Annotated in this window: 25 protein-coding genes; 14 read left to right on the top strand and 11 right to left on the bottom strand. The window is 67.6% G+C overall.

Features of this window, described 5'->3' with window-relative positions; translation table 11 throughout:
• Positions 1 to 36: 36 nt before the first annotated feature.
• A complete protein-coding gene (locus PU630_RS07870) occupies positions 37 to 2,490 on the top strand; it encodes a DNA gyrase/topoisomerase IV subunit A (protein ID WP_275279812.1) in 2,454 nt (817 codons plus the stop codon).
• Positions 2,491 to 2,503: 13 nt separating this feature from the next.
• Here the strand turns inward: PU630_RS07870 and PU630_RS07865 are convergent, their stop codons facing one another.
• Positions 2,504 to 4,573: a DNA gyrase/topoisomerase IV subunit B gene (locus PU630_RS07865; RefSeq protein ID WP_428981990.1), complete on the bottom strand. Its 2,070-nt coding sequence runs from the start codon at positions 4,571 to 4,573 to the stop codon at positions 2,504 to 2,506.
• A 164-nt stretch (positions 4,574 to 4,737) separates the two neighbouring features.
• Here PU630_RS07865 and PU630_RS07860 point away from each other — a divergent pair, with 164 nt between their 5' ends.
• On the top strand, positions 4,738 to 4,959 hold the full coding sequence (locus PU630_RS07860; RefSeq protein WP_275279811.1) for a DUF7455 domain-containing protein: 222 nt from the start codon (positions 4,738 to 4,740) through the stop codon (positions 4,957 to 4,959).
• A gap of 29 nt (positions 4,960 to 4,988) precedes the next feature.
• Here the strand turns inward: PU630_RS07860 and PU630_RS07855 are convergent, their stop codons facing one another.
• The 3 genes from PU630_RS07855 to PU630_RS07845 are packed head-to-tail and all read right to left on the bottom strand — an operon-like array spanning position 4,989 to position 7,662.
• A complete protein-coding gene (locus PU630_RS07855; protein WP_275279810.1) occupies positions 4,989 to 6,020 on the bottom strand; it encodes an alanine racemase in 1,032 nt (343 codons plus the stop codon).
• Entirely contained in the window at positions 6,017 to 6,643 is a 627-nt protein-coding gene (locus PU630_RS07850; protein WP_275279809.1) for an alanine racemase C-terminal domain-containing protein, read from the bottom strand. The genes PU630_RS07855 and PU630_RS07850 overlap by 4 nt, the downstream gene beginning before the upstream one ends.
• Before the next feature lie 2 nt (positions 6,644 to 6,645).
• A complete protein-coding gene (locus tag PU630_RS07845) occupies positions 6,646 to 7,662 on the bottom strand; it encodes a sugar-transfer associated ATP-grasp domain-containing protein (protein WP_275279808.1) in 1,017 nt (338 codons plus the stop codon).
• A 78-nt stretch (positions 7,663 to 7,740) separates the two neighbouring features.
• On the opposite strand from PU630_RS07845, the gene PU630_RS07840 reads away from it, so the two are divergent.
• Positions 7,741 to 8,760: a sugar-transfer associated ATP-grasp domain-containing protein gene (locus tag PU630_RS07840; RefSeq protein ID WP_275279807.1), complete on the top strand. Its 1,020-nt coding sequence runs from the start codon at positions 7,741 to 7,743 to the stop codon at positions 8,758 to 8,760.
• Between the two features lie 3 nt (positions 8,761 to 8,763).
• Here PU630_RS07840 and PU630_RS07835 read toward each other — a convergent pair whose 3' ends face one another.
• The 3 genes from PU630_RS07835 to PU630_RS07825 all read right to left on the bottom strand — a co-directional run bounded on the left by PU630_RS07835 (position 8,764) and on the right by PU630_RS07825 (position 11,910).
• Positions 8,764 to 9,465 carry a coenzyme F420-0:L-glutamate ligase gene (locus PU630_RS07835; RefSeq protein ID WP_275279805.1) on the bottom strand — a complete coding sequence of 234 codons (702 nt, stop codon included), beginning with the start codon at positions 9,463 to 9,465 and terminating at the stop codon, positions 8,764 to 8,766.
• Positions 9,462 to 10,775 (bottom strand): RNA polymerase sigma factor, encoded by a 1,314-nt coding sequence (locus PU630_RS07830; protein ID WP_275279804.1) that lies wholly within the window; start codon positions 10,773 to 10,775, stop codon positions 9,462 to 9,464. Before PU630_RS07830 ends, PU630_RS07835 begins: the two co-directional genes overlap by 4 nt.
• A 211-nt stretch (positions 10,776 to 10,986) precedes the next feature.
• Positions 10,987 to 11,910 carry a proteasome assembly chaperone family protein gene (locus PU630_RS07825; RefSeq protein WP_275279803.1) on the bottom strand — a complete coding sequence of 308 codons (924 nt, stop codon included), beginning with the start codon at positions 11,908 to 11,910 and terminating at the stop codon, positions 10,987 to 10,989.
• A gap of 80 nt (positions 11,911 to 11,990) precedes the next feature.
• On the opposite strand from PU630_RS07825, the gene PU630_RS07820 reads away from it, so the two are divergent.
• From PU630_RS07820 to sucB, 3 genes are all read left to right on the top strand, one after another.
• Positions 11,991 to 13,460 (top strand): leucyl aminopeptidase, encoded by a 1,470-nt coding sequence (locus PU630_RS07820; protein WP_275279801.1) that lies wholly within the window; start codon positions 11,991 to 11,993, stop codon positions 13,458 to 13,460.
• On the top strand, positions 13,457 to 14,830 hold the full coding sequence (gene lpdA / locus PU630_RS07815) for a dihydrolipoyl dehydrogenase (RefSeq protein WP_275279800.1): 1,374 nt from the start codon (positions 13,457 to 13,459) through the stop codon (positions 14,828 to 14,830). Before PU630_RS07820 ends, lpdA begins: the two co-directional genes overlap by 4 nt.
• A 63-nt stretch (positions 14,831 to 14,893) precedes the next feature.
• Positions 14,894 to 16,690 carry a 2-oxoglutarate dehydrogenase, E2 component, dihydrolipoamide succinyltransferase gene (gene sucB / locus PU630_RS07810; RefSeq protein WP_275279799.1) on the top strand — a complete coding sequence of 599 codons (1,797 nt, stop codon included), beginning with the start codon at positions 14,894 to 14,896 and terminating at the stop codon, positions 16,688 to 16,690.
• On the opposite strand, the gene PU630_RS07805 is transcribed toward sucB, so the two are convergent.
• Positions 16,691 to 17,956 (bottom strand): hypothetical protein, encoded by a 1,266-nt coding sequence (locus tag PU630_RS07805; RefSeq protein WP_275279798.1) that lies wholly within the window; start codon positions 17,954 to 17,956, stop codon positions 16,691 to 16,693.
• A 116-nt stretch (positions 17,957 to 18,072) separates the two neighbouring features.
• On the opposite strand from PU630_RS07805, the gene PU630_RS07800 reads away from it, so the two are divergent.
• A complete protein-coding gene (locus tag PU630_RS07800) occupies positions 18,073 to 18,783 on the top strand; it encodes a DUF4191 family protein (protein WP_275279797.1) in 711 nt (236 codons plus the stop codon).
• A 12-nt stretch (positions 18,784 to 18,795) separates the two neighbouring features.
• On the opposite strand, the gene PU630_RS07795 is transcribed toward PU630_RS07800, so the two are convergent.
• Complete coding sequence (locus PU630_RS07795) at positions 18,796 to 19,212, bottom strand: RDD family protein (RefSeq protein ID WP_275280052.1); 417 nt, start codon at positions 19,210 to 19,212, stop codon at positions 18,796 to 18,798.
• Between the two features lie 138 nt (positions 19,213 to 19,350).
• Between PU630_RS07795 and glnA the strand changes: the two genes are divergently transcribed.
• Complete coding sequence (glnA, locus tag PU630_RS07790; protein WP_275279796.1) at positions 19,351 to 20,775, top strand: type I glutamate--ammonia ligase; 1,425 nt, start codon at positions 19,351 to 19,353, stop codon at positions 20,773 to 20,775.
• 46 nt (positions 20,776 to 20,821) lie between these two features.
• Here the strand turns inward: glnA and PU630_RS07785 are convergent, their stop codons facing one another.
• Together PU630_RS07785 and PU630_RS07780 are read right to left on the bottom strand one after the other, a co-directional pair.
• Positions 20,822 to 21,925 (bottom strand): tyrosine-type recombinase/integrase, encoded by a 1,104-nt coding sequence (locus PU630_RS07785; protein ID WP_275279795.1) that lies wholly within the window; start codon positions 21,923 to 21,925, stop codon positions 20,822 to 20,824.
• Positions 21,900 to 22,424 carry a helix-turn-helix domain-containing protein gene (locus PU630_RS07780; RefSeq protein WP_275279794.1) on the bottom strand — a complete coding sequence of 175 codons (525 nt, stop codon included), beginning with the start codon at positions 22,422 to 22,424 and terminating at the stop codon, positions 21,900 to 21,902. Before PU630_RS07780 ends, PU630_RS07785 begins: the two co-directional genes overlap by 26 nt.
• A gap of 96 nt (positions 22,425 to 22,520) precedes the next feature.
• Here PU630_RS07780 and PU630_RS07775 point away from each other — a divergent pair, with 96 nt between their 5' ends.
• The 6 genes from PU630_RS07775 to PU630_RS07750 all read left to right on the top strand — a co-directional run bounded on the left by PU630_RS07775 (position 22,521) and on the right by PU630_RS07750 (position 25,592).
• Positions 22,521 to 22,718, top strand: a complete 198-nt coding sequence (locus tag PU630_RS07775) for a helix-turn-helix transcriptional regulator (RefSeq protein ID WP_275279793.1) — start codon at positions 22,521 to 22,523, stop codon at positions 22,716 to 22,718.
• Positions 22,719 to 22,816: 98 nt separating this feature from the next.
• A complete protein-coding gene (locus tag PU630_RS07770; RefSeq protein ID WP_275279792.1) occupies positions 22,817 to 22,999 on the top strand; it encodes a hypothetical protein in 183 nt (60 codons plus the stop codon).
• Positions 22,996 to 23,601 carry a chorismate mutase family protein gene (locus PU630_RS07765; protein WP_275279791.1) on the top strand — a complete coding sequence of 202 codons (606 nt, stop codon included), beginning with the start codon at positions 22,996 to 22,998 and terminating at the stop codon, positions 23,599 to 23,601. The genes PU630_RS07770 and PU630_RS07765 overlap by 4 nt, the downstream gene beginning before the upstream one ends.
• A gap of 115 nt (positions 23,602 to 23,716) precedes the next feature.
• Positions 23,717 to 24,346, top strand: a complete 630-nt coding sequence (locus PU630_RS07760; RefSeq protein WP_275279790.1) for a helix-turn-helix domain-containing protein — start codon at positions 23,717 to 23,719, stop codon at positions 24,344 to 24,346.
• A gap of 301 nt (positions 24,347 to 24,647) precedes the next feature.
• Entirely contained in the window at positions 24,648 to 25,112 is a 465-nt protein-coding gene (locus tag PU630_RS07755) for a hypothetical protein (RefSeq protein ID WP_275279789.1), read from the top strand.
• Between the two features lie 117 nt (positions 25,113 to 25,229).
• Complete coding sequence (locus PU630_RS07750) at positions 25,230 to 25,592, top strand: hypothetical protein (protein WP_275279788.1); 363 nt, start codon at positions 25,230 to 25,232, stop codon at positions 25,590 to 25,592.
• The last annotated feature ends 321 nt before the right edge of the window (positions 25,593 to 25,913 follow it).

Raw genomic sequence — 25,913 nt, 5'->3', positions numbered from 1 at the left:
GCCGTGGGCCCCGCCCGCAACCCGAACCGGAGCCGTATGCCTGCCAAGACCCCCACGCCGTCGAGCCCGAGCAGCGAGCGCATCGAGGACGTCGACGTCTCGGCCGAGATGCAGGGGTCGTACCTCGAGTACGCGTACTCGGTCATCTATTCGCGGGCCCTGCCCGACGCACGCGACGGGCTCAAACCCGTGCAGCGCCGCATCCTGTTCCAGATGGCCGAGATGGGCCTGCGGCCTGACAAGGGCCACGTCAAGAGCGCGCGCGTCGTCGGCGAGGTCATGGGCAAGCTGCACCCGCACGGGGACTCGGCCATCTACGACGCCCTCGTGCGCCTCGCACAGCCGTTCACCCTGCGCGTCCCCCTCGTCGACGGACACGGCAACTTCGGCTCGCTCGATGACGGGCCCGCCGCCGCACGGTACACCGAAGCACGCCTGGCACCACCCGCTCTGGCGATGACCGAGAGCCTCGACGAAGACGTCGTGGACTTCATCCCGAACTACGACGGCCAGTTCCAGCAGCCCGAGGTGCTGCCGGCCGCCTTCCCCAACCTGCTCGTCAACGGGGCCTCGGGCATCGCCGTCGGCATGGCCACGAACATGGCGCCGCACAACCTCATCGAGGTCGCCTCGGCCGCCACCCACCTCCTCGAGCACCCCGACGCCACCGTGGACGAGCTCATGGAGTTCGTCCCGGGTCCCGATCTGCCCGGCGGCGGCATCATCACCGGTGTCGACGGCATCAAGGACGCGTACCGCACCGGGCGCGGGGCGTTCCGCACGCGGGCGAAGGTGTCGATCGAGCAGCTCGGCCCGCGCAAGACCGGAATCGTCGTCACCGAGCTGCCCTACCTCGTCGGCCCGGAGCGGGTCATCGAGAAGATCAAAGACGCGGTGCAGGCCAAGAAGCTCACCGGCATCTCGGATGTCGCCGACCTCACCGACCGCAAGAACGGTCTGCGCCTGGTCATCTCGATCAAGACCGGGTTCGATCCCAAGGCCGTTCTCGAGCACCTGTACCGGCTGACGCCGCTCGAGGACTCCTTCTCCATCAACAACGTCGCGCTCGTCGAGGGCCAGCCGCAGACACTGGGGCTGCGCGAACTGCTCCAGGTCTACCTCGACCATCGCATCCGCGTGGTGACCCGGCGCAGCGAGTACCGTCTGGCACGCAAGCGCGAGCGCCTGCACCTCGTCGAGGGACTGCTCATCGCGATCCTCGACATCGACGAGGTCATCCAGGTGATCCGCTCGTCCGACGACAGCGAACAGGCGCGCACACGCCTGCGCAGCGTCTTCGACCTCTCCGAGCAGCAGGCCGAGTACATCCTCGAGCTGCGGCTGCGGCGTCTGACCAAATTCTCGCGCATCGAGCTCGAGGCCGAGCGCGACCAGCTGCAGGCCGAGATTGCCCAGCTGGTCGAACTGCTCGGCTCGGAGGTGCTGCTGCGGCAGCAGGTCGCCCGGGAGCTGGATGCCGCGGCCGACGCCTACGGCACGCCGCGGCGCACCCTGCTCCTCGACGGCGGCCCCATCCAGCCCCGCAGCAGCCGTCGTGCGCCGTCGCTGGAGATCGCCGACATCCCGTGCCGCGTCTTCCTCTCGGCGACCGGTCGCATGGTGCGCGCCGATCTCGTCGCCGACGCCGAGGACGGCGGCATCCGCACTCCGTCCCGCCGGTCCAAGCACGACGCCATCCGCTCGAGCGTCGACACCACCTCACGCGGTGAGCTGGGAGCGGTCACCACCGCCGGACGTCTCGTGCGCTTCACGCCCGTCGATCTGCCGTCGGTCCCTGGAAATTCGGTGCAGCTCGGCGCCGGAACCCGCGTCGACCAATACCTGGCGCTGGCCAAGGGCGAGCACGTGGTCGCGATCGTGCCACTCGTGACCGAACCGGCGATCGCTCTGGGGACGACCCAGGGCATCGTCAAACGTGTCGCCGCGACCGAGCTCGCCGGCAAGCCCGAGACCGAGATCATCTCCCTCAAGCCCGGTGACGCCGTCGTCGGCGCCGCCCCAGCGCCCGACGACGCAGAGCTGGTGTTCGTCACCTCCGACGCCCAGCTGCTGCGCTTCCCCGCTTCTGCGGTCCGTCCGCAGGGACGATCGGCGGGCGGCATGGCCGGTGTCCGGGTGACTTCCGGCGAGAACGTCGTCTCGTTCGACGTGGTGCCCGCGGGAGAAGAGGCCACCGTCGTGGTCACCGTTGCCGGCTCCACACAGGTGCTTGCCGGTGCCGATGCCGGAACGGCCAAGGTCTCGACGTTCGACCAGTTCCCCGCCAAGGGACGCGGTACGGGCGGCGTGCGCGCTCAGCGCTTCTTGAAGGGCGAGGACGCCATCACCCTCGCCTGGGTGGGCGCGGCCCCGCACGCGGTCGGCACCGACGGGGCGGTCCGTCAGCTGCCGGCTGAGCCGGCGAGGCGGGATGCCTCGGGCACACCCCTCGACGCGGTCATCGGCGCGATCGGCACGACCGTCCGCTGACGCGCGGCGGCGCTCAGGCGTCGATACGTTCGCGTGAGAGTGCGTCGCTCGAGGTCACGATGAAGTCGCGCCGCGGTGCCACGTCACTGCCCATGAGCATCTCGAACACGCGGGCGGCGGCCTCGGCATCCTCCACCTGAACGCGGCGCAGAGTGCGCGCCGATCGATCCATCGTCGTGGTGGCCAGCTGGTCGGCATCCATCTCACCGAGGCCCTTGTAGCGCTGCACAGGCTCCTGCCAGCGCTTGCCCGACTTGGTCAGCTTGGCCAGCAGCGCGTGCAGCTCCTGCTCGGAGTACGTGTAGATCGTCTCGTTCGGCTTCGACCCCGGGTTGATCACGACGACCCGGTGCAGCGGCGGCACCGCCGCGAACACGCGGCCGTCCTCGATGAGGGGCCGCATGTAGCGGAAGAACAGGGTCAGCAGCAGCGTGCGGATGTGCGCGCCGTCGACGTCGGCGTCGCTCATCATGATGACCTTGCCGTAGCGCGCGGCGCTCAGATCGAACGAGCGGCCCGAGCCCGCGCCGACCGAGGTGATGATCGCCGCGCACTCGGCGTTGGACAGCATGTCGCTGATCGAGGCCTTCTGCACGTTCAGGATCTTGCCGCGGATCGGCAGCAGCGCCTGATGCTCGCTGTCGCGGGCGAGCTTGGCGGTGCCGAGCGCCGAATCGCCCTCGACGATGAAGAGTTCCGACTCGGTGACGTCGTTCGAACGGCAGTCGACGAGCTTGACCGGCAGCGACGACGATTCGAGGGCGTTCTTGCGACGCTGCGTCTCTTTGTGGGCTCGTGCGGAGATGCGCGCCTTCATCTCGGCGACGACCTTGTCGAGCAGCTGGGATGCCTGCGACTTGTCATCGCGCTTGGTGGAGGTCAGTCGCGTCGTGAGCTCCTTGTTCACGACGTTGGACACGATCTGGCGCACGGCGGGCGTGCCCAGAACCTCTTTCGTCTGGCCCTCGAACTGCGGCTCGGGCAGTCGGACCGTCAGCACCACGGTCAAACCGGCAAGGATGTCGTCCTTCTCCAGCTTGTCATTGCCGACCTTGAGCTTGCGAGCGTTCTGGTCGACCTGGGCGCGCACGGCCTTGACCAGTCCCTGCTCGAACCCTTGCTGGTGCGTACCGCCCTTCGGCGTCGCGATGATGTTCACGAACGAGCGGGCGACCGCGTCGTAGCCGGTGCCCCAGCGCATGGCGATGTCGACCTGGCATTCGCGCTCGACCTCGGTCGGCACCAGAGCCCCCGAGGGCTGCAGTACCGGGACGGTCTCGGTGAACGTCCCCGCGCCGGTGAGGCGCCAGGTGTCGGTGACCGGCGCATCCGTGGCGAGGAACTCGGCGAACTCGGAGATCCCGCCCTCGTAGTGATAAGAGGATTCGACCGTCTCCTCGCCGCGCTCGTCGCGGATGACCAGTTCGAGTCCGGGAACGAGGAACGCGGTCTGGCGCACGCGCTGCTCGAGCTCGGTGAGTCCGAAACGCGCGTCCTTCGTGAAGATCTGGCGATCGGCCCAGTAACGGATGCGCGTGCCGGTGGTGCCCTTGGCCACCTTGCCCGCCACGCGCAGCTTACTCGAGGTCGCGAAGGGCGTGAACGGCGCATCGGGCCCGTCGCCGTCGAAGACACCGGGTTCGCCACGCCGGAACGACATCGCCCACGTCTTGCCGTTGCGGTCGACCTCGACATCCAGGCGCTCGGAGAGGGCGTTGACCACCGACGCACCGACACCGTGCAGGCCACCCGATGCGGTGTACGAGCCCGAGCCGAACTTGCCTCCGGCATGCAGCTTCGTGAAGACCACTTCGACGCCCGACAGGCCCGTGCGGGGCTCGATGTCGACCGGGATGCCCCGGGCGCGGTCCTGGACCTCGACGCTGCCGTCGTCGCGCAGCAGGATGTCGATGCGGGCGCCGTAACCGCCGAGGGCCTCGTCGACGGAGTTGTCGATGATCTCCCAGAGGCAGTGCATGAGGCCACGCGAGTCGGTCGAGCCGATGTACATTCCCGGGCGCTTGCGCACCGCCTCGAGACCCTCGAGCACCTGAAGATGATGGGCGGAGTACTCAGCGGTCACAATCCTCAAGGATATCCGCGCCACAGGTGACGGCACCGCCGACACACGGCCCGCGGCCGCCGCGTACGCGCTGAGCGAAACGGCACACCTTATGGGCATCCTCCCGGGGTGCGCGTGGTTGTATGTGAGGAACGGACCGTCGCACACGCACGAGGAGGCAGACGATGAACACGCTCACCACCCCCGACGAGCAGGCTCTCGCCGAGTACCGTCTGACCGCCGCCGACCGGTGTGATGCGTGCGGCGCGCAGGCTTACATCGCTGCCGTCGTCAACGGCAGCGAGCTGCTCTTCTGTGCGCACCACGGTCGCAAGTACGAGGAGAAGCTGCGCAGCGTCGCGACCTCCTGGCACGACGAGACGGCTCGTCTGAACGCGGCCGACTGAATTTCCGAAGCAGTCCGCGCCCGACCGCGTCAGCGGTATCGCCGCGGCACGTGCGGTGAGATCCGCAGGACGACCTGCTCACCGATGGTTCCCAGAAGTTCGGCTGCGTCCGTGGCGGTGCTCGGCGCCTCTCCCCCGAGCAGCGCCACATCGTCACCCGCTTGGGCGCCTTCCCACCCGTCGACGATCGCGGTGGTCGCAGCCACCGACAGCAGCAGGCGTTCGCCGGCTGGCGTGCCGACCCGCAGTCGTCCCGACAAACGGGAGTCCAGACCGTCCAGCGCGCCCACATCCACCACGACCCCGTCTGCACGCGCCTCGGTCACCGAAGCGCGCAGCGTCGCGACCGGACGGATGCCGAGCTCCGCGTCGCTGGGCCCGCCCTCTGGACGTATGCCATAGGCGAATGCGCCGATGCGCACGAGGTCGAAGCGGAACGTGTCGCGTGCGAACGACGCCGCGCTCGCGGCGAGATGCCGCAGCGGCCGCGACCCGATCGCGGCCTGGGCCTCGTCGGCCGCGGCGATGAAGACGGTACGCGCCGCGTCGTCGTCGTCGTCCGACGCTTCGGCGATATGGCTCCAGACGCCGACCAGCTCGAGGTGCGCGGCAGCTGCCTGCACCCGCGCGAGAGCGTCCGTCCAGTCCTCGGGCCTTATTCCGTTGCGGTGCAATCCGGTGTCGATCTTCAGATGCACGCGGGCACGCTGCCCGCGCTTACGCGCGCGCACCGCGACCGCGTCGAGAACGAAGACGTCCCCCACCCCCAGGTCGATGTGCGCATCCAGCGCCCGATCGATGTCGGAGTGGTCGTAGACGGTCCACGCCAAGATGCGGCATCCCACTCCGCCGGCTTCACGGACGGCCAGCGCCGTCGGGACGTCGAAGGTCCCGAACCAGTCCACCCCCTCGGCCGCCGCTCGGCGCACGATCGGGCCCAGTCCGTGCCCATAGGCGTCGTCCTTCACCACGAGCATGTGCGCAGCCGGTGCGACCGTCGCCCTGATGCGTGCGAGATTGGCCGCGAACACATCCAGGTCGACATCGAGCCAGGCGCTCATGCACGCACCTCCCGAGCGCTGCGCAGGCCGGCGAGGCACACGATCTCTGCCGCGCCGAGGCCGGTCGCGCGCGTCCAGACGCCGAGGTCGGGCTCGCCGGCTGCCGGCTCCCCGAAGAAGACGACGTCGTCGCCACGGCCGACATCGATCTGCCCGATGTCGATGACGCACGCGTCCATCGCCACGCGGCCGACGATCGGTGCGTCGGTGCCCGCGACGCGCACCGTCGCCCGGTTGCCGATCTCGCGCACGACACCCTGGGCATAGCCGCCCGAGACGAGGGCGACGCGGGTGTCGCGGTCGGCACGGAACGTGTAGCCGTACGACACGCCTTCGCCCGTCTTGAGCGCCTTAGCGCTCAAGACGCTGCCGACCAGCGACATCACAGGTCGGCAGCCGCTGCCGGGCAGGCCCCACAGCAGCGCCGGGTCGATGATCGGGCCCGCTGGCCGGGCATCGTCGGTCCAGAGCCCCAGACCCGCCTCCGCAAGCACGGGGCCGCACACGTCCAGGCCGTGGCCGTACGCATCCCGCCGCGCGTCCGCGACGCCGGAGAGCGTCCGCGCGTTCTGGGCGAGGGCGGCAAGCGAGATGAGCGCCCGGACGGGTCGCGGCGAAGGCATGGTTACCAGGTCATCACGGCTTCGTGCTCCGGACGTGAGCCGGTACGGATGCCGGTGGCCGTCACGCGGGTCTCATACAGCCCGGGGATCCAGTTGCCTTCGATGAGAACCGGACCGTCGGCCGTGACCGCCACATCCCATCCCACGTACGGCACCTCGGGCACGACGCGGGCAGCGCGATCGATGAGAGACACGACCTCGTCCCACATCGGCACCTGGAAATCGACGATCGACAAACCCGAGTCGGGGTGCACCGAATAGAAGGTGTCGTTCTTGCCGGAGTGCCCACGGCCGACGGAGGTTCCGTGGCGGTCGAGCATGGTGAAGAACCCGCCCCAGGTGAACTGGTCGCTGACCGCCCCGCGCCCGAACTTCTGCACCCGCGAGACGATGTGCACGCTCGTGCCGTCGAAGTACGACACCAACCGGGTCGTGTTCACCGTGCCCGCGCAATAGCCGGCGAGGTAGGGATGCTGCACGATGGCCTCTTCGACGAGGACCTGTCCCTTGGCGACCAATTCGGCGTGGAAGGCCGACCAATCGGTCACCTCTGCCGCGTCATAGCGGAACACGCCGTGCCCCTCGCGGCTGATGGGCTCCTTGGCGATCAGCACGGGATGACGCTGCGCGAACTCCTGGAGCGACTCGGGTCCCGACTCCCCCAGGTCGAGCCACTCACGACCGGTGAACTCGCCGAAACGCCGGTGGAAGCGGCGTTTGTCGTTGAAGGTCTGGGCGGCCTCGGGATCGTTCAGCTTCACGGCGATGTGGTGTTGCACGAGCGAGGTCATGAAGGTCTTGCGCTCGGCGCGTGACAGCGCGGCGAAGTCCGCCTCGTAGTAGTCGATGAACGCCGTGTCGTGGAACGCGGCGCTCCACAGCATGTCGACGGCGACCGCCGGCATCCACTTTCCCTGTTCCTTCGAGATCTGACGCGCGAACGTCGTGACACGGGACGGGGAGAAGCGGCGGGCCCGGCGCAGGAGGTACTTCATGCGAGCGTCAAGGTCGATTTTCATCGTGCTCCAGCATAGTCGCGGGCGCCTGCGCAGCCCCTGATCACGGGGTGCCGGAGACCGCGTGATACGTTCGAGCGCATGGGTCAACTCGCCGTCCGGATGCGCTATCTCGCCGGCCGTGCACGCCATCTGAGCCCCGCGAATCTCAGCGAGTTCACCGAGCAGGTCAGGCGCGTCTCCAAGGCGCCGGCACCGGTCATCGTCGCCGACATGATGTGGTGCGCATTCCGCTATGACATGGGCTTCCGCGATTACGCCGTGTGGGATATCCGGCTGCTGAAGGCGCGAGAGCGCAAGACCTGGATGACGCACCCGAAGTCGTACCGCATCACCAAACTGCTCAACAGCGCCGACGCCCGTGAACTCGTCGAGGACAAGCCGCGGTTCTACAGCGACTTCGCGGATGAGATCCGGCGCGAGTGGCTCGACCTGCGCACCGCCGATCCCGGCGAGATCGACGCATTCCTCACACGGCATGCCCGGTTCATCGCCAAGCCGTCGCAGGGCTTCGGAGGCGCAGGGATCGACCTCGTCGACACCGCCGACATCGACGACGTGCCCGCCTGGAGAGACGCCCAGATCGCGAAGGACCAGACCCTTCTCGAAGAGGTGCTGGCGCAGCATCCCGAACTCGAGGCCCTCTACCCGGGAAGCGTCAACACCATCCGGCTCGTGACGTTCCTCGACAAGAACGGCACCTTCCACGTCATCGCGGGGGTCCTGCGCATCGGCAACGGCGGCGTGATCGACAATTTCGCCGGCGGCGGCATGTTCACGATGCTCGACGAGCACGGCGTGGCGCTCTACCCGGGCGTCGACAAGAAGAGCAACGTCTTCGAGCATCACCCGGTCACCGGGGTGCAGATTGCGGGCCTGCAGGTGCCGATGTACGACGAGGCCGTCGCGATGGTCGAGCGGTTGTCACGCCGGCTGCCGCAGATCCCCTACATGGGATGGGACGTCGCCGTCACCCCCGAGGGGCCGGCGGTCATCGAGGCGAACCACAACTCGAGCGTGTTCCAGATGAAGCCGACCGTCTCTGGCGTGCGCACAGGGCTCCTGCACCGCTACCGCGAGGCGACCGGCCTCGAGCTGTGAAGCTCAGGCAGCGCGGACGATGCCCAGCGGCGTCGACTCGTGACGCTGGCCCAGTGGATTGTCTTTGAGGATGCGCACCAGGCGCTCCTCTCCTGCCTTATCGAGCGTCGAACCGAGGATGTTGCCACCCAGGTCGTTGATGTCGACCACCGCCACGTCGCAGACGCCCCCGAGGACATCCGACTTCAGGTGCGCGGCAACCTCGTTCGGTCGCTCCGGCGCCAGCACCACTGCCTCGTTGTACGGCGGGATGGTGTGCTTCGTCGGCCCGTCGATGGCGCGCGCCTTGTCGCCCGCGATGCGATAGAAATCGCCCTTGCGCCCGAACGCCTTCGTCACGGCGGCCACGCCCGCTGCGAAGACGATGCGCGGCGTACCGCACTCGCGCAGGGCCATCTCCATCGTCTCGGGAATGCCCAGGCCGATGCCCCAGGGCGTCTTCGTGACGTGGCTCGAGAGGAACACCGCCAGCTTGCGCGGCGTGATCTCCTTCACCGGGAACGAGCGACCCTGCGTGATGGCGACGATCTTCTCGGTGACGAACAGGACGTCGCCGGCACGCACCTGTTCGGGTGCGTACTCGCGGATGAACGCGTCGAGATCGTCGGAGGGCTGCACCACCCGGGTCCGGATCGGGATGCGGGCGTAGTCGGCGCCGTCGACGGAGACAGTGAGGGCCTTGCCCTCGTTCGCGGCCGCGGTCATTCGAGGTAGTCCCGAAGGGACTGAGAGCGGGACGGATGCCGCAGCTTGGCCATCGTCTTCGACTCGATCTGACGGATCCGCTCGCGGGTCACGCCGAACGTGTCGCCGATCTGGTCGAGCGTCTTCGGCTGGCCGTCGCCGAGGCCGAAGCGCATGCGGATCACGCCCGCTTCGCGCTCGCTCAGCGAGTCCAGGAGCGACTCGAGCTGTCGCTGCAGCATAGTGAAGCCCACCGCATCGGCCGGGACGACCGCCTCGGTGTCTTCGATGAGGTCGCCGAACTCACTGTCGCCGTCCTCGCCGAGGGGCGTGTGCAGCGAGATCGGCTCGCGGCCGTACTTCTGCACCTCGACGACCTTCTCGGGCGTCATGTCGAGCTCGCGCGAGAGCTCTTCGGGCGTGGGCTCGCGGCCCAGGTCCTGCAGCATCTGGCGCTGCACGCGGGCGAGCTTGTTGATGACCTCGACCATGTGCACGGGGATGCGGATGGTGCGCGCCTGGTCTGCCATCGCACGCGTGATCGCCTGGCGGATCCACCAGGTCGCGTACGTGGAGAACTTGAAGCCCTTCGTGTAGTCGAACTTCTCGACAGCGCGGATCAGGCCCAGGTTGCCCTCCTGGATGAGGTCCAGAAACTGCATGCCGCGCCCGGTGTAGCGCTTGGCGAGCGACACCACGAGGCGGAGGTTCGCACCGAGCAGGTGACTCTTCGCGCGCTGGCCGTCGCGAGCGACCCACTGCAGGTCGAGCCCCACCTGCGACGACTTCTCGGCCGCCGACATGTGCGACAGCTTCTCTTCGGCGAACAGCCCGGCTTCGATGCGCATCGCCAGCTCGACCTCTTCGGCCGCGTTCAGCAGCGGCACCTTGCCGATCTGCTTCAGATAGTCCTTGACCGGGTCGGCGGTCGCGCCCGTGATCTGCGTCGAGTAGACGGGGACGTCCTCTTCGTCCTTCGACGAGATGACGATGGCCCCCGACGGAAGCGGCTCGGTGAACTCCGGCTTCTTGGCGGTCGTCTCTTCGGCGCCGTCCTCGTCGGCGGCGACATCCTCGTCCTCGAAGACGTCGTCGGCCTTCTTGCCCTTGGACACGGCCTTCTTCTTGGTCGCGGTCTTCGCGGCGGCCGGCTTCGCGGCGGCAGCGGTCTTGGCCGGGGCCTTCTTGGCCGGAGTCTTCTTGGCGGGGGCCTTCTTGGCCGGTGCCTTCTTCGCGGTGCTGTCCGCGGTCGAGGTCGCCTCCTCGGCGGTCTCGTCGACGGCGGCGTCCTTCGCTGTGGAGCGGGTGGTGGTCTTCGTGCCTGCGGTCACGTCTCGCCTTTCACCGGGGCGTCTGTCGTCACAGACGTGCCTCGGTCGTTTCGGACACTAGTAAGACCCTTGTCAAGTCGCGGCGCGACACGAGGTCGTCGACGATTGGCAATGGGTCGGTGTTCCATTGTCGCACATCCTGCGCCTGACGCCGGACGGGCGGTGATTATCGGACAAAGGGGAAAACGCCCCGTGGCCGCGGAGTATTCCGTCAGGCGCGCGCGCCACCGCGCTTGTCTTCGTCGCCGGGGCGCGTCGCGAGGAACCGTTCGAGCTCGGCGGCGAGTTCGTCGGCGCTGGGCAGGTCGCCGGTGTGCACCATCGGGGCCGCCATCGTGGATCCCGCCATGTACGCGTCGTAGCGCTCTTCGAGGTTCTTCAGCATGCGGCCCAGCTCATCGTTGTCATCGATCTGCTCCGACACCCGCTGCAGGTACTCACGGTTCTGAGACCGCAGATCGTCGCCGTCGAAGACCAGACCGGTGGCCGCGCTGATGCTGTCGAGCGCTGCGAGCGTCGCCGCCGGGTACTCGGTGTCGCCCAGGTAGTGCGGCACGAGCAGCACGAACCCCGCTACCGGGAGGTCGGCTTCGGCGAACCGGTACTCCAAGAGGTGACCGATCGTGCCCGGCACCTGCGTGTGCGGGCGCCACACCGAGTGCGCGGCCGTCAGTGTGGAGCGGGTGCCGCTCACCGTCGTGCCGATCGGGCGGGTGTGCGGTACGGGCATGGGGATCGCCTGCACCCAGGTCACCGACGCCACCTCGTATTCCGCGGCGAACGTCACCACGGTGCGAGCGAACTCCTCCCAGACGAAGTCGGGCTCGTAGCCGGCCAGGAGCAGGAACGGCTGACCGACGGCGTCACGCACCAGAGAGAGCTCCAGTCGTGCGGGACGATACCCGGTGATCCGCTCGCCGTCGAACGTGACGATCGGGCGCCGCGCACGGTAGTCGAGCAGCACGTCGTTGTCGAAGACGACGAGCGGCAGCGGATCGAGCTCGTCGCGCATGTGCGTGATGAGCTGCGCGACGGCGGCGCCGGCATCGGTGAAGCCGGTCAGAGCAATGACGAGGGGAAGTCCCTGCGGCACCGGCGGGGCGGCGGCCGCACGCTCGAACAGCGGTGAGGGCATGGTCCCACTCTAAGAGCCTCCTCCGACGCGCGGGACGCATCCCGCTTACAGCGAACAGGCCCGCTCGTAGGATGGACCACATGCCGTTTCCGAAGCTGGCCGCGCGCACGACGCCTCCGGCCGAGTCCGATGTCGAACTCCTGATCCTCGCTCTTGCTCCCCTCGACGGCCCGACGCCACCGGACCTGTCTGATCGGCCCGGCCTCGCGGAGGCGCTGACCTCCGTCGGCTTCGCCGGGTCGGTCGGTGAGGTGGCCCGCGTCCCCTCCCCGGGTGACACGCGCCTGGCCGTCGTCGGGACCGGCGCCGCACCGACGCCGGCAGCGGTTCGAGACGCCGTGGGCGCCGCGATCCGCACGCTCACCGGATTCGCCACCGCTGCGGTGGATGTGCCCGGAGCCGACGCCGACACACAGCGGGCTGCGTTGGAGGGCGCCGCGCTGGGCGGCTATTGGTTCGAGGACTACAAGTCCGGCACGGATCGCAGGCGTCCTGCATCCGCCGTCACGGTGTACGGCGATGCTCTGACCGATGACGATGTGAAGCGGGTGGATGCCGCGGCCGCGGCAGTCGCCCTCGTCAAAGACCTGGCGACCACTCCGGCGCAATGGCTGGGGCCGCAGGATCTCGTCGACCGCGCGGTCGACGCCACCGCCGAGCTGCCCGTCGATGTCCACGTCTACGACGAGGCGGAGCTCGCCGCGGGCGGGTTCGGCGGAATCCTCGGCGTCGGGCAGGGGTCGGTGCGTCCGCCCCGCCTGGTCAGACTGGATTACGCGCCCGCCGATGCGCGCGGCCACGTCGCCCTCGTCGGCAAGGGCATCACCTTCGACACCGGCGGTCTGTCTCTGAAGCCGCCGGCATCAATGGTCGGTATGAAGTTCGACATGACCGGGGCCGCCACCGTGCTCGCCGTCGTCCGCGCCGCCGCCGTTCTCGCACTGCCCGTCCGGGTCACCGCCTGGATGTGCATCGCCGACAACATGCCGTCGGGCGCAGCGATCCGTCCCGGCGACGTGCTGCGCATCAGCGACGGGACGAGCGTGGAGGTGCTCAACACCGATGCGGAGGGCCGGCTGGTGCTCGCCGACGGATTGGCCGCCGCCAGCCGTGAGCACCCCGACGTCATCGTCGACGTCGCGACCCTGACCGGCGCCATCCTCGTGGCACTGGGCACGCGCCACACCGGCGTGATGGGCGCGGACGATGCGGTGGCCGCCTACCTGGCCGCGTGCGAACAGGTCGACGAGCTGGCCTGGCACCTGCCTCTGCCGGCGCACATGGAAAAGGAGCTCGACTCCCCCATCGCGGATCTGCAGAACGCCAAGATCGGCGACCGCTCGGGCGGTTCGCTGTTCGCCGGCCTGTTCCTGCAGCGGTTCGTCGGGCGCGTCTCCGGTGAGGAGGACGCCCCACGCATCCCCTGGGTGCACCTCGACATCGCCGGGTCGGGCGAGAACGGCGGATCGGCCTTCGGCTTCAGCGACAAGGGGCCGACCGGTGCCACCGTCCGGGCGCTGCTGTCGTTCATCGAAGGGGTGCGGGCATGAGTGAGCAGAGCTTCGACGTCGTCGTACTCGGCGGCGGCAGCGGCGGTTACGCCGCCGCCCTGCGCGCCGCAGAGCTCGGTAAGAGCGTCGCCCTCATCGAGAAGGACAAGCTGGGCGGCACCTGCCTGCACCGGGGGTGCATCCCCACCAAGGCGCTGCTGCACGCGGCCGAAGTCGCGGATGCAGCGCGGGATGCCTCCTCCTTCGGCATTCGTGCGCAGCTCGACGGTGTCGATCCCGACGCCCTGCGCGCGTACCGCGAGGGCATCGTCGCGAAGAAGCACAAGGGTCTGCAGGGCCTGATCAAGGCGCGCGGGATCACCGTCGTCGAGGGAGAAGGCCGGCTCCTGCCCGACCACGGAGTCCACGTGGGCGACGACGTGCTGCGCGGCGCCGACGTCATCCTGGCGACGGGGTCGTACAGCCGCACCCTGCCGGGGCTCGAGATCGGCGGCCGGATCATCACGAGCGAACAGGCCTTGGGCCTGGACGAGGTGCCGTCACGGGTCGTCGTGCTCGGTGGCGGCGTGATCGGCGTCGAGTTCGCCAGTGTCTGGCGCTCGTTCGGCGCCGAGGTCACGATCGTCGAGGCGCTCGAGCATCTCGTCCCCAACGAGGATCTCGCGCTCAGCAAGGGGCTCGAACGCGCCTTCCGCAAGCGGGGGATCGAATTCTCGCTGGGCGTGCGTTTCACCGCCGCCACACAGGACGACACGTCCGTGACGGTGACCCTCGAAGACGGCAAGAGCTTCGAGGCCGACTATCTGCTCGTGGCCGTCGGCCGGGGACCGGTGACCGCCGGGCTCGGCTACGAAGAGGCGGGCGTGGTGCTCGAGCGCGGGTTCGTCCGCGTCGACGACCGGCTGCGCACTGATGCCCCTCACGTCTGGGCGGTCGGTGACATCGTGCCCGGTCTGCAGCTCGCTCACCGCGGGTTCCAGCAGGGCGTCTTCGTCGCCGAGCAGATCGGCGGGCTCGCTCCTCTGCCAGTGCCCGAGACGCAGATCCCCAAGGTGACGTACTGCAGCCCCGAGGTCGCTTCCGTCGGCCTCACCGAGGCGCAGGCCATCGAGCGTCACGGCGCGGAAGGGATCCGGTCATACGAGTTCAATCTCGCCGGCAACGGCAAGAGCGAGATCATCGGCACGGCGGGCTTGGTCAAGGTGGTCCGCTCGGTCGACGGTCCCGTGCTCGGTGTGCATCTGCTCGGCGATCGCGTCGGCGAGCTCATCACCGAGGGGCAGCTCGCCGTCGGATGGGAAGCCCACCCCGAAGACATCGCACCGTTCATCCATGCTCACCCCACGCAGAGCGAAGCGCTCGGCGAGGCGTTTCTCGCGCTCGCAGGCAAACCGCTGCATGCGCTGTGACACGCGGCGCTGGATGCGCATCACTAAGCTAGAGACGACATCGGCTTCTAAGGAGACACACCCATGAGCACTTCCGTGGTCCTTCCCCCGCTCGGCGAGAGCGTCACAGAGGGAACGGTCACCCGCTGGCTCAAGAACGTCGGGGACACCGTCCAGGAGGACGAGGGGCTGCTCGAGATCTCCACGGACAAGGTGGACACCGAGATTCCTTCGCCTGTTTCCGGCGTCCTCGAGGAGATCCTCGTCCAGGAGGACGAGACCGTCGAGGTGGGCGCCATCCTCGCGCAGATCGGTGACGGTTCCGGTGCAGCCTCGGCCGACGAGCAGCCCGCAGCTGAGGAGCCTACAGACGAGCAGCCCGCCACGTCGGCGGAAGCCCCGCAGGAGGCCTCCGCGCCGGCACCTGAGAGCGCCGACCAGCAGACTCCCGCGGCACCGGCCCCGTCCGGCGGTAAAGACATCCTCCTCCCAGAACTGGGTGAGAGCGTGACCGAGGGCACCGTGACCCGCTGGCTGAAGCAGGTCGGCGACAGCATCGAGGTCGACGAGCCGCTGCTGGAGATCTCCACCGACAAGGTCGACACCGAGATCCCGTCGCCACTGGCCGGCACCCTGCAGGAGATCCTCGTCCAGGAGGACGAGACGGTCGAGGTCGGTTCTGTGCTCGGTCGCGTCGGCGACGGCGCGTCAGCGGCCCCGGCGCCCGCGGCTCCGGCCGCCCCTGAGGCCACGCCGGAGCCGGCCCCCACGCCCCCGCAGGCCGAGTCCGCACCGGCGGCACCGGCCCCGGATGCAGAGCCCGCTCCCGCGGCACCGGAGGCCGAGTCGGCCCCCGCGGCTCCCGCGCCGGCAGCGCCGGCCCCCGCTCCGCAGGCCGCGCCTGCGGCGCCGGCGCCCGTTGCCGCGCCCACCCAGCCCGCCGCGGCCGTCCCCTCCTCAACCGATGACGAGGTCACCTACGTGACCCCGCTCGTGCGTCGTCTCGCGCAGCAGCAGGGCGTCGACCTCGCCACGGTCACCGGAACCGGCGTGGGGGGACGCATCCGCAAGGAGGACGTGCTGAAGGCCGCTGAGGCCGCACGGGCACCGCAGCAGAGCACAGCGCCGGCCGCGCCGACGGAGTCCGCGCCGCTCGAGGTCTCGGCGCTGCGTGGCACGACTCAGCCGATGTCGCGACTGCGCAAGGTGCTCGCCGAGCGCGCCGTCGCCTCGATGCAGCAGACCGCGCAGCTCACCACGGTCGTCGAGGTGGATGTCACCCGCCTGGCCGCTCTGCGTGACCGCGTCAAGGCGGACTTCCAGGCGAAGACCGGTGACAAGCTGTCGTTCCTTCCGTTCTTCACCCTCGCGGCCGCCGAGGCGCTCCAGTCGTTCCCCGTGGTCAACGCGACCGTGGACGGCGACCAGATCGTGTATCCGGCGACCGAGAACGTGTCGATCGCGGTCGACACCGAGCGCGGGCTCCTGACCCCCGTGCTCCGCGACGCCGGTGCGAAGAACATCGCCCAGATCGCCCACGAGATCGGTGATCTGGCCGCACGCACGCGTGACAACAAGCTCAAGCCCGATGAGCTCGCCGGCGGCACCTTCACGGTCACCAACACCGGGTCGCGCGGCGCGCTGTTCGACACCCCTGTGGTCTTCCTTCCGCAGTCGGCGATCCTCGGGACCGGTACGGTCGTGAAGCGTCCGGGTGTGGTGTCGGTGGACGGCAAGGACGCAATCGCCATCCGGTCGTACGTCTACCTGGCGCTCTCGTACGATCACCGCATCGTCGACGGCGCGGATGCCGCCCGGTTCCTCGGTGCGGTGAAGACCCGCCTCGAGGCCGGCGACTTCGAAGGATCGCTCGGCATCTGATCATCCACTTCTCCCTTCCGGCTGCTCCGCGACGTCTCTGATGTCGCGGAGCAGCCATTTTCCGTCCCGGCGGACGATGACGACGAACAGGTCCGCCGTGTCCTCGGCGCCCACCCGCATCACCGCCGCGCCGCCGAAGTCGTCGAGCAGGGTCACCCGGCGCACGCCCGGCGATACATCTGCGGAGAAGTGCGCATCGGCGTCCTCCTGCGTCGCGGATCGGCACGCATCCGTCTCGCATGCCGCACGCTGATCCAGCAGCGCGGCGGCGACCTCCGCGAGCCCGTCCGGCTCCGCCGACGATGTCGGCACAGGCGATGATGCTGACGTCTCGGTCGCCTGCGCGGTGGCAGCAGGGGTGGGATGCCGCGGCTCGGCGACGGCAGGATCGGCACCGCCTCGGGGCCACAGCAGCCCCGCACCGAGCACCAGAGCGCCGACCACGCCCGCAGCGATGAGCGGATGCTTCTTTCCGCCGCGTGGCCGATCGGTGCGCAGCCGACGCCAGAGCGCCGTCACGACGTGCGACACGAGGTCGCCGAGTCCGGCATCCACATTCCGTGCCACCACCGCCCACCGGTGCTCGTCGGTCGATGTCGTGCCGGATTCGCCGCCCTTCATCGTCACCCGGACAGACCGCGGCGCGTTGAGGACTGCGGTCGCCACCTGCTCGGCACGCGCAGCGGAGAACAGCGCCGCTTCGACGTCGAGGGCCTCTCCGCGCAGCCGTCGCGGGTCTGACAGCACTTCTTCGGCGAACCGGAGCGCCGCCGCCACCTCGGTGGCCGCATCCACGCGGATACCGGCCACGAGATCAGCGGCTCCCTGTGTGGCACGCTGCTCGCTCCCACCCACGAGCAAGGGGCGACCGCTGTCATCAAGCCACCAGGTGCCGCAGGGAGCATCCGGTACGAGCGTCAACGCCTCGGCCGCACCACGTACCAGGCTGACAGCCAGAGTGACCGCTTCACCCGGCGTCAACCCCGCCTCACCGCTGCGCCGTTCGAGGAACGACGTCAGCGGCTGCGTGCAGACCGGCAGCACGCCCGATACCCCGCGCGCCGTACGAACGAGCTCCGTTACCGCAGCGAGGTGCTCAGCACCCGAGCCGCGCCAGCTGATCTCATCGGTCAGATCTACCGCGTCGACGAGCAGACAGCGGCTCCCGTCCTCGGCCTGGGCGAGCACGGCGTTCCACGGCGCCTCCGGCGGGCGCAGCGAGCGGATGGGCCGCGGTCCTGCGGGAAGGGAGATCGTGGATGCCATTCCCCCAGTCTCGACACGACGCGTGGCCCGCAGGAGCCGTGCCGGCAAATCTGTGGAGAACCCGCGGGCACGGCTGGGCTGGGGAGGAACCGCGTCGGAAAGGTAGGCTGGACATCATGGCCGCACGCAGTACCCAGACCGAGAAGAAGCCCAACTTCTTCAAGCAGCTCAGCTCGCTCTTCACCTTCACCAAGGACGTCTTCCCCTGGCTGCTGTGGGCCGAGATCGGCATCCTCATCGTCGGTATCTGGGTCGGAATCCTCATCGGCTTCCTGCTCACGCCCGGCGTCTGGTGGAGCATCATCCTCTGGGGTGTGACCGGGCTTCTGCTCGGCGTGCTCGCGGGTTTGATGGTTCTGACGCGCCTGTCGACGAAGGCGATGTACCAGAAGATCGACGGGCGCCCCGGCGCCACCGGCCATGTGCTGTCCACTTCGCTCGGCCGTAACTGGACGGCGAGCGACACCCCGGTCGGCGTCAACCCGAAGACCCAGGACGCCGTCTACCGCGCCATCGGACGCGGTGGCGTCGTGGTCGTCGGCGAAGGGTCCCGCGGACGTCTGACGCGCCTCGTCAACGAGGAGCGCGCGAAGGTGAGGCGCGTGGCCAGCGGCGTTCCCGTGACGGTCCTGTACGTGGGTCACGGCGACGACGACGTGCAGATCGCCGATCTCGCGAAGAAGATCAAGAAGCTGCCCAAGGCCATCAACCGTGCCACCCAGTCGGCGGTCATCAAGCGGATCGACTCGGTGTCGCAGTCGCTTGCGTCGCTGCCGATTCCCAAGGGCATCGATCCGATGAAGGCCCGCGCACCGCGTCCCCGGTGAGCTCTCCGCGCATCACGCGCGGATGAGCACGGTCCCCACGGCTTTGTCGTGCAGGCCGCGCTGGTCGGCATCCCAGATGAGCGCCGGCACTATCAGGAACAGCAGCGCCGTGCGCACGACCGGCCGCCACGCCCCGACCCAGCCGCCCTTCAGCGGGACGACCCGCATCCCCAGAAGCCGGTGCCCCGGACTTCCGCCCAGGGTCGGGATGAAGACTATCTGCACGACGGCGAAGATGATGTTCGTCGCGATCGGATCGGCCACCGGCATCCCGGTCACCGCATCCGTGTGATGGAAGAACGCGTACCCGATGATGGCGGCACAGGCCACATCGATGGCGAGCGCCCCGACTCGCCGCCCGAAACGGGCGACGCTGCCCCGTCCGGAATCGGGAAGTCCGAGTCGTTCGCCGGGATAGGAGGAGACCATCGTGTCGGGCACTCCTCCAGCCTAGACGGGGCACCCGTGTAACATGCCGGAAACATCACAGACACTCCCGGGCAACGGCTGCCGGGTAGTTTCAGTGACGCCCGCTGGGCGTTCATCCGCACCCGAACTGGAGAGCACATGTTCAAGGACCCCTCCGAGGTGCTGGCGTTCATCAAGGACGAGGACGTGAAGTTCCTCGACATCCGGTTCACGGATCTCCCTGGTGTTCAGCAGCACTTCAACATCCCCGCCTCGACCGTCGACGAAGAGTTCTTCACGGTCGGGCAGCTGTTCGACGGGTCCTCGATCCGGGGCTTTGCGAGCATCCACGAATCGGACATGCAGCTCATCCCCGACGTCACCACCGCGTACGTCGACCAGTTCCGCGAGGCGAAGACCCTCATCATGGTCTTCGACATCTACAACCCGCGCACCGGTGAGATCTACGGCAAGGACCCCCGTCAGGTGGCCAAGAAGGCCGAGAAGTACCTTGCCTCGACCGGCGTCGCCGACACGGCATTCTTCGCGCCCGAGGCCGAGTTCTACATCTTCGACGACGTCCGTTACGAGGTCAAGCAGAACGCCAGCTTCTACTCCGTCGATTCCGAAGAGGGCGCCTGGAACACCGGGCGCACCGAGGAGGGCGGGAACCTCGCCAACAAGACCCCGTACAAGGGCGGGTACTTCCCCGTCTCCCCCGTCGACAAGACAGCGGACCTGCGCGACGACATCAGCCTGCGCCTGATCGAGTCAGGTCTCGAGCTCGAGCGCGCACACCACGAGGTGGGCACCGGCGGCCAGCAGGAGATCAACTACCGCTTCGACACCATGGTGCACGCGGCCGACGACATCCTGAAGTTCAAGTACATCGTCAAGAACGTCGCCGAGCAGTGGGGCAAGGTCGCCACGTTCATGCCCAAGCCGCTCTACGGCGACAACGGCTCCGGTATGCACACGCACCAGTCGCTCTGGCTGGGCGGCGAGCCGCTCTTCTACGACGAGAAGGGCTACGGCGGGCTCTCCGACATCGCGCGCTGGTACATCGGCGGCCTGCTCAAGCACGCCGCTGCCGTGCTCGCGTTCACGAACCCGACGCTGAACAGCTACCACCGTCTGGTCAAGGGCTTCGAGGCCCCGGTCAACCTCGTCTACTCGGCGGGCAACCGGTCGGCGGCCATCCGTATCCCGATCACGGGCTCGAACCCGAAGGCCAAGCGCATCGAGTTCCGCGCGCCGGACGCGTCGGGCAACCCGTACCTCGCCTTCGCCGCGCAGCTGATGGCGGGCCTGGACGGCATCAAGAACCGCATCGAGCCGCACGAGCCCATCGACAAGGACCTCTACGAGCTGCCGCCCGAGGAGGCCAAAGACATCCCGCAGGTTCCGAACTCGCTGCAGGACTCGCTGGACGCCCTCGCGGCCGACCACGCGTTCCTCCTCGAGGGCGGCGTGTTCACCGAAGAGCTGATCCAGACCTGGATCGAGTACAAGCTCGAGAACGAGATCAAGCCACTGGCGCAGCGCCCGCACCCCTTCGAGTACGAGCTCTACTTCGGGGTCTAGCCTTCTGGCTTGATTTTCTGGGGCGAATGGTGCGTCTAGTCCGCGCCTAGTCCGCAAGAATCTCAGAAGAGCCCTCAGGGTCCGCACCTTGGGGGCTCTTCCGCGCTTCGAGCACGGCCGCGATCGCAGCTCGAGATGACTCGTCCTTATCCGGGAACATGTGGCCATAGACGTTCAGCGTCGTCGTTGCTGACGCGTGGCGCATCCGATGCTGAACGACCTTCACGTCGAGCCCGGAAGCGATCAAGAGGCTCGCGAAGTAGTGGCGGAGATCCTGCACGCGAAATCCGTCCGGTAAGCCCTTCACTGTCACGCGTGCATCGATCCACTCGCGGTTGAGCTGATAGGGCGTGACGCCGCGGCCGAACACGCCGGGGATCAGTCTCGACTCCCCCGCGTTGGCACGGATCATCTTCGAGAGCTCGCGTGGCACCGGAATCGCGTTCTTCGATGTCTCCGTCTTCAGTTCTTCGCTGGGGTACTGCTTCGACGGGGTGAACATGTCGTCTTCGAGGTCGTCACGGTCGGCCGCGGCCATTTCAGCGATCCGCAGACCGACGAACGCACCCAAGAGAACCATGTTCTTGTAGCCCGGCTTCAGCGCGTCGTAGAGCGCCCATATCTGCTCCGTGGTGGCGACGTACGGGCGCTGGCGTGGCGATCTGGGGGCGGTACGCCTACCGACCGGGTTACGGGCGATGACGCCGTCGTGCACGGCGTCAGAGAGCACCTGGTGCAGGCGGCCATGTAGCGCGTAGACGTAGCTCGTCGCGTACGTCTCGCTGAGTTCCGACATCCACGCCTTCACGTCGGACGGCCTCAGCGAGCGGAGTTGTCTCGACCCGAACTTCTCGCGGATCAGTGCCGCGTGAACGTTCGCGCTCTTGACGGTCCCTGAGCGCTTCGAGGCGTAGCCGGCGAGCCAGGTGTCAAGCCACTCCCCCAGCGTCATCTTCGACGTGTGAGGGTCCACCCATGTACCGGCGCGCATCGCCGTCGTCTGCTCGTCGAGCCACTGCTGAGCCGAACCAAGATGAGGTTCGTCCTTGCTGCCGTTCTTGTACTTGAAGTGCTTCGAGTACTCCCGCCCATCCGGGCCACGGAACCGGGCGCGGTACATCCCATCAGGGCGCTTCTGGATGCTTGCCATTCTCCCCCTTGAACTGCTTGAGCACAGACTGCGCGTCCGAGATCGCAAGTTCTTGCTCTGCGCGCTCGAGCATCTCGGTGGCTCGCGATTTCTCCACTCCGTGCGGCAGTGAGTCGCGCCACTCACGCGCACCATCGAGAGTGGCAACGAGAGCATCACGAAACGTCTCGAGCAGCTGAAGGTGGCGGATGACGTTCTGCCGTCCATCCCGCGACATCTTGATCGCGAGATCCAAGAGTGCAGCCTGTTCGACTCCCTCTGGCGGATCCATCATCCGATCAAGACTGCTGCCCAGCATCTCGGCTACAGCCGCCGCTTCACCGATACTCAAAGTCCGCTCTCCCTTCTCCACGCGACTGATAGTCGTCTGATGGAATCCGGGCCAACCTTCGCGATCTAAGCGCCGCGCGATCTCACTCTGGGACACCCCTTTCTGCTCGCGCAGTGTCCGCAGGTTCTCGGCAAAGTTCTTCTCGCGCTGATGCCAGTCGGTTATCACGTACACATCCTCCCACACGCCAGCATATTGCCTCAACACCACACAGCATGTATGCTCACTGGTGTTGTCATCTCAAGCACCACTGCATGGAGGGGAATGGAAATGCCACAAACAACCGCACCGAAGACCCGGCTGATGTTCATCGACGAAGTCGCTGAACGGCTGGGGCGATCGACGAACCAGCTCCGCTGGATGGTCGGCAAGGGCACGGCGCCCAAGTCCGCGATGATCGGCGGTCGCCGCTGCTGGCGAGAGTCCGACGTTGAGGCATTCATTGAGGAGGCGTTCCAGTGAACGCCAAGGCCCGGTGGACGCAGGTTTCACTCGTCAAGGAAGGCGTCCTGGTTGACGAGTGTGGGCCGCTCGTGCAGCTCTCCATTCGGGGTGGTGACGTGGTCTCGTTCCCTCTCACGGAGGTTGCGCAGCTGGTCGACGACCTCTCGGGCGCCGTCCTCGTCGAGAACGCAACGACGGCCGAGTTCAAGGCCAAGGCTGATGCGCGGGGATTCCGGCCCAGTGAGCTGTGGCAGAAGTACGCACATCTGCTCCCTGCCACGGAGGGTGGTGCGCTGTGAACGTCACCATGATTAGGGATCGCATCGACGCGATCGATACGGCTGAGCAGCATCTCGCCGCCGAACGGAACACGCTCGTCACAGAGCTCGCGGAAGCGCTGACCACATCGGGGCTGGAAGTAGTCACGCTGCACGCATCCCCCCGGCGCCGCACTCTCAACGGCGACAAGATCGTCGAAGGCACTCGGTGCGAGATCCTCGAACACGTTCATGTCACGCCAACCGGCGGACTGCGTATGTTCACTGTCTTCACAGATCGTGGTGCCGCGGCCGGACACGGCATCCGCCACATCCGGTTTTCGGGAGACGACTACCTCACGATCTACCGGGGCAACTTTGCGGTTGAGGCGTGCAGCGCGGACGGTGTCGTCGTCTACAGTCGAGAGCCCGACGACGCCGAAGAAGAAGTCGCACACCGAAAGTCACTGAGCCGGCTGCGCACGTATGCCCGGTCGCAGGGCATGCGGGTGCAGGTTCGGGACCGTGACGTCGCACTCGTTGCTCCGACGAACGACGTCGTGCATCAGGGGGACGTCCTGTCTGGGTTCATGTGGCTTCTCGGAATCGACCTGCCCATCGAGAGTCTCGAGGTTCGCTCATGATCACCGCGGCCGTCATCATCGGGACGCTCGCCTTGATCGGGACGTTCGCGGTGATGTTGTGCGGTGGAGGGGCGAAGCTCGAGCGCCAGGCTCGGGCTCGACGGGAGGCGTTCCGATGAGTATCGAGAGCATGGTGATCGCCCTTCACCACTCGCGGGCTAAGGGTGCGACGAAGCTCGTGCTTCTGGGTATCGCGAACCACGACGGCGACGGCGGCGCGTGGCCTTCCGTCGCGACGCTTCAGAAGTACGCGGGGATCAACCGCCGGAACGTGCAGCAGGCGATCAAGCGGCTCGAGCAGCTTGGAGAGATCCGTCGACACATGCAGGACGGCGGCACGGCGTCACTGCCGGACCACCTCCGGCCGAACCGGTACGAGTTCACGTTGCAGTGCCCTGATAGCTGCGACCGGTCGTCACGGCATGCACCATGGGGTGTCGCTGGCGACACCCCACCCCGCGTCGCTGGCGACACCCCACCCCGCGTCGCTGGCGACACCCAAACCATCCTTGAAGAACCTTCCATGAAAGGTCCTATGTACGTTCGCGCTCTGCGCGACCGTCGCCCCGAACCCTTCGCTTCGGACAAGCAGAAGCATTACATCCGGCACATGCAGGACGTCATCGGATGGGACTTCGGATTAGATAGCGATGACCCCGAACAGATGTCCTCGAGCATGGCAAGCGGGTGGATTGAGGTCTACATGGGCGACTACCGGAAGGCCGGTGGGGGTGAGGCCGCGTGACTGGAGAGACCCTTGATCTGGGCGTCGTCGCTGTCGACGAGTTCGCTGAGTGGTACAGACGGTGGCCGCACCACCAGGACCGAGCACGCGCGAAGGCAACCTATTGGCGGGCGAGGAAGATCGCGTCGCGGGCCGAACTGCTCGAAGGCGTAGAGCGGTACATTGCAGCTGGGAGCGAGCCTGTGACGGCCGTGGCGTGGCTCAACGGTCGGAAGTGGGAACCGGAGAAGCCGCCGCGCCGGCCGTCGACACCTCGGCCGCGCCGGCGACGCCTGCGGATAGGCGAAGTGCGGCTGCGCTCATGACCCACAGCGGCCACCGGCCCGGGCGGAACCCGTTTTCGCCGCGACCTCCCGGCGAACAGCCGCCGCAGGCAGAGCCGGAATCCGAACGGCCGTCTGCCTCCGTCTTCCGCGCACAGGGCGCAAGGAAGCGACGGCTGACCGACTGGGAGTTCGACGAACGCACAGCGGCTCTGGAAGCCCTGGAAGCGCGTCTCAACGGCGATGCCGGCGACACGTACGTCACCCGCGCTGAAGCCCGCCTCATCGCGAACGTCTCGCTGAAGACCACGTACAACTGGGAGAAGCGGGGCCTAGTGCACTTCGTCTACGGATACGTCAAGGTCTCAGAGATCACCGCGGCGAAGGCGCTCGGTGCTGCAGGCCGTGGCGGTGACCGACACTCACCTGACTGGCCCGAGAAGCTCGAGGAGCGCCGCCGGCAACTCGCCGCCGACATCGAACGTGTCCGGCGGTCCCAATGATCAAAGTTCTCAAAGTTCAAAACCCGACTGGTAGAATCAAGCTAGAGCGCGATTCCCGTCCAACATCGGGGAGTCGCGCTTTTCGCGTATCCAGGACGATCTGAGAGTGAGGGCGACATGGCAGCACCACGACCACCTGCAGGGCTGAGCACCAAATCAGCAAAGTTCTGGCGCGAGACGCTGAAGCTGTTCGAGCTCGACCCACCAGAGCTTCAGATCCTCGAATATGCCTGTCGCGAGTTTGACCTCATCCAGCGAATGGACGCCGCCCTAGTTGACCTGCCGCTCGTCGTCCCTGGATCGAACGGACAAGATGTGTCGCATCCGCTGCTCGCTGAGGTCCGGCAGCACCGTGTGACGTTCTCACAGTTGCTCAACCGCCTGGCGCTGCCGGACGCGGTCACTGCCGACATGAAGTCCGCGGCTCGGTCTCAGCACGCGCAGCGAGCAGCCGCCGAACGCTGGCAACTGAACAAGTAGCCCCCCACTTCACAACACGTCCGCGTGCCCCGTTGAGGCACAGTTCCCTCCTGGATGATGACTCCGGGGCGCGCGGCGATCACTCCCAACCCGATCGAAGGGGGTAATCGGCATGCCCGATTGGCCACGTCACAAGTACCGCGCCCAACGCCGGCGCGCGTCCGCCGCTCGACGACGTCGCAATCGATGCGCACGCACGAAAGGTGCAACCACATGACACCGCCCATCCTCACCCCGGATCAGATCGAAGACGGTTACCGGGACTACCTCGACCGCCGATCCGGCCGCTACTACTTCCCCACCCTCACGAGAGGCAACACC

The sequence above is a fragment of the Microbacterium horticulturae genome (assembly GCF_029094505.1).
GTDB classification, from domain to species: Bacteria; Actinomycetota; Actinomycetes; order Actinomycetales; family Microbacteriaceae; genus Microbacterium; species Microbacterium horticulturae.
The sequence above is the reverse complement of the archived record's forward strand: the minus strand, read 5'-3'. Positions and strand labels throughout refer to the sequence as shown.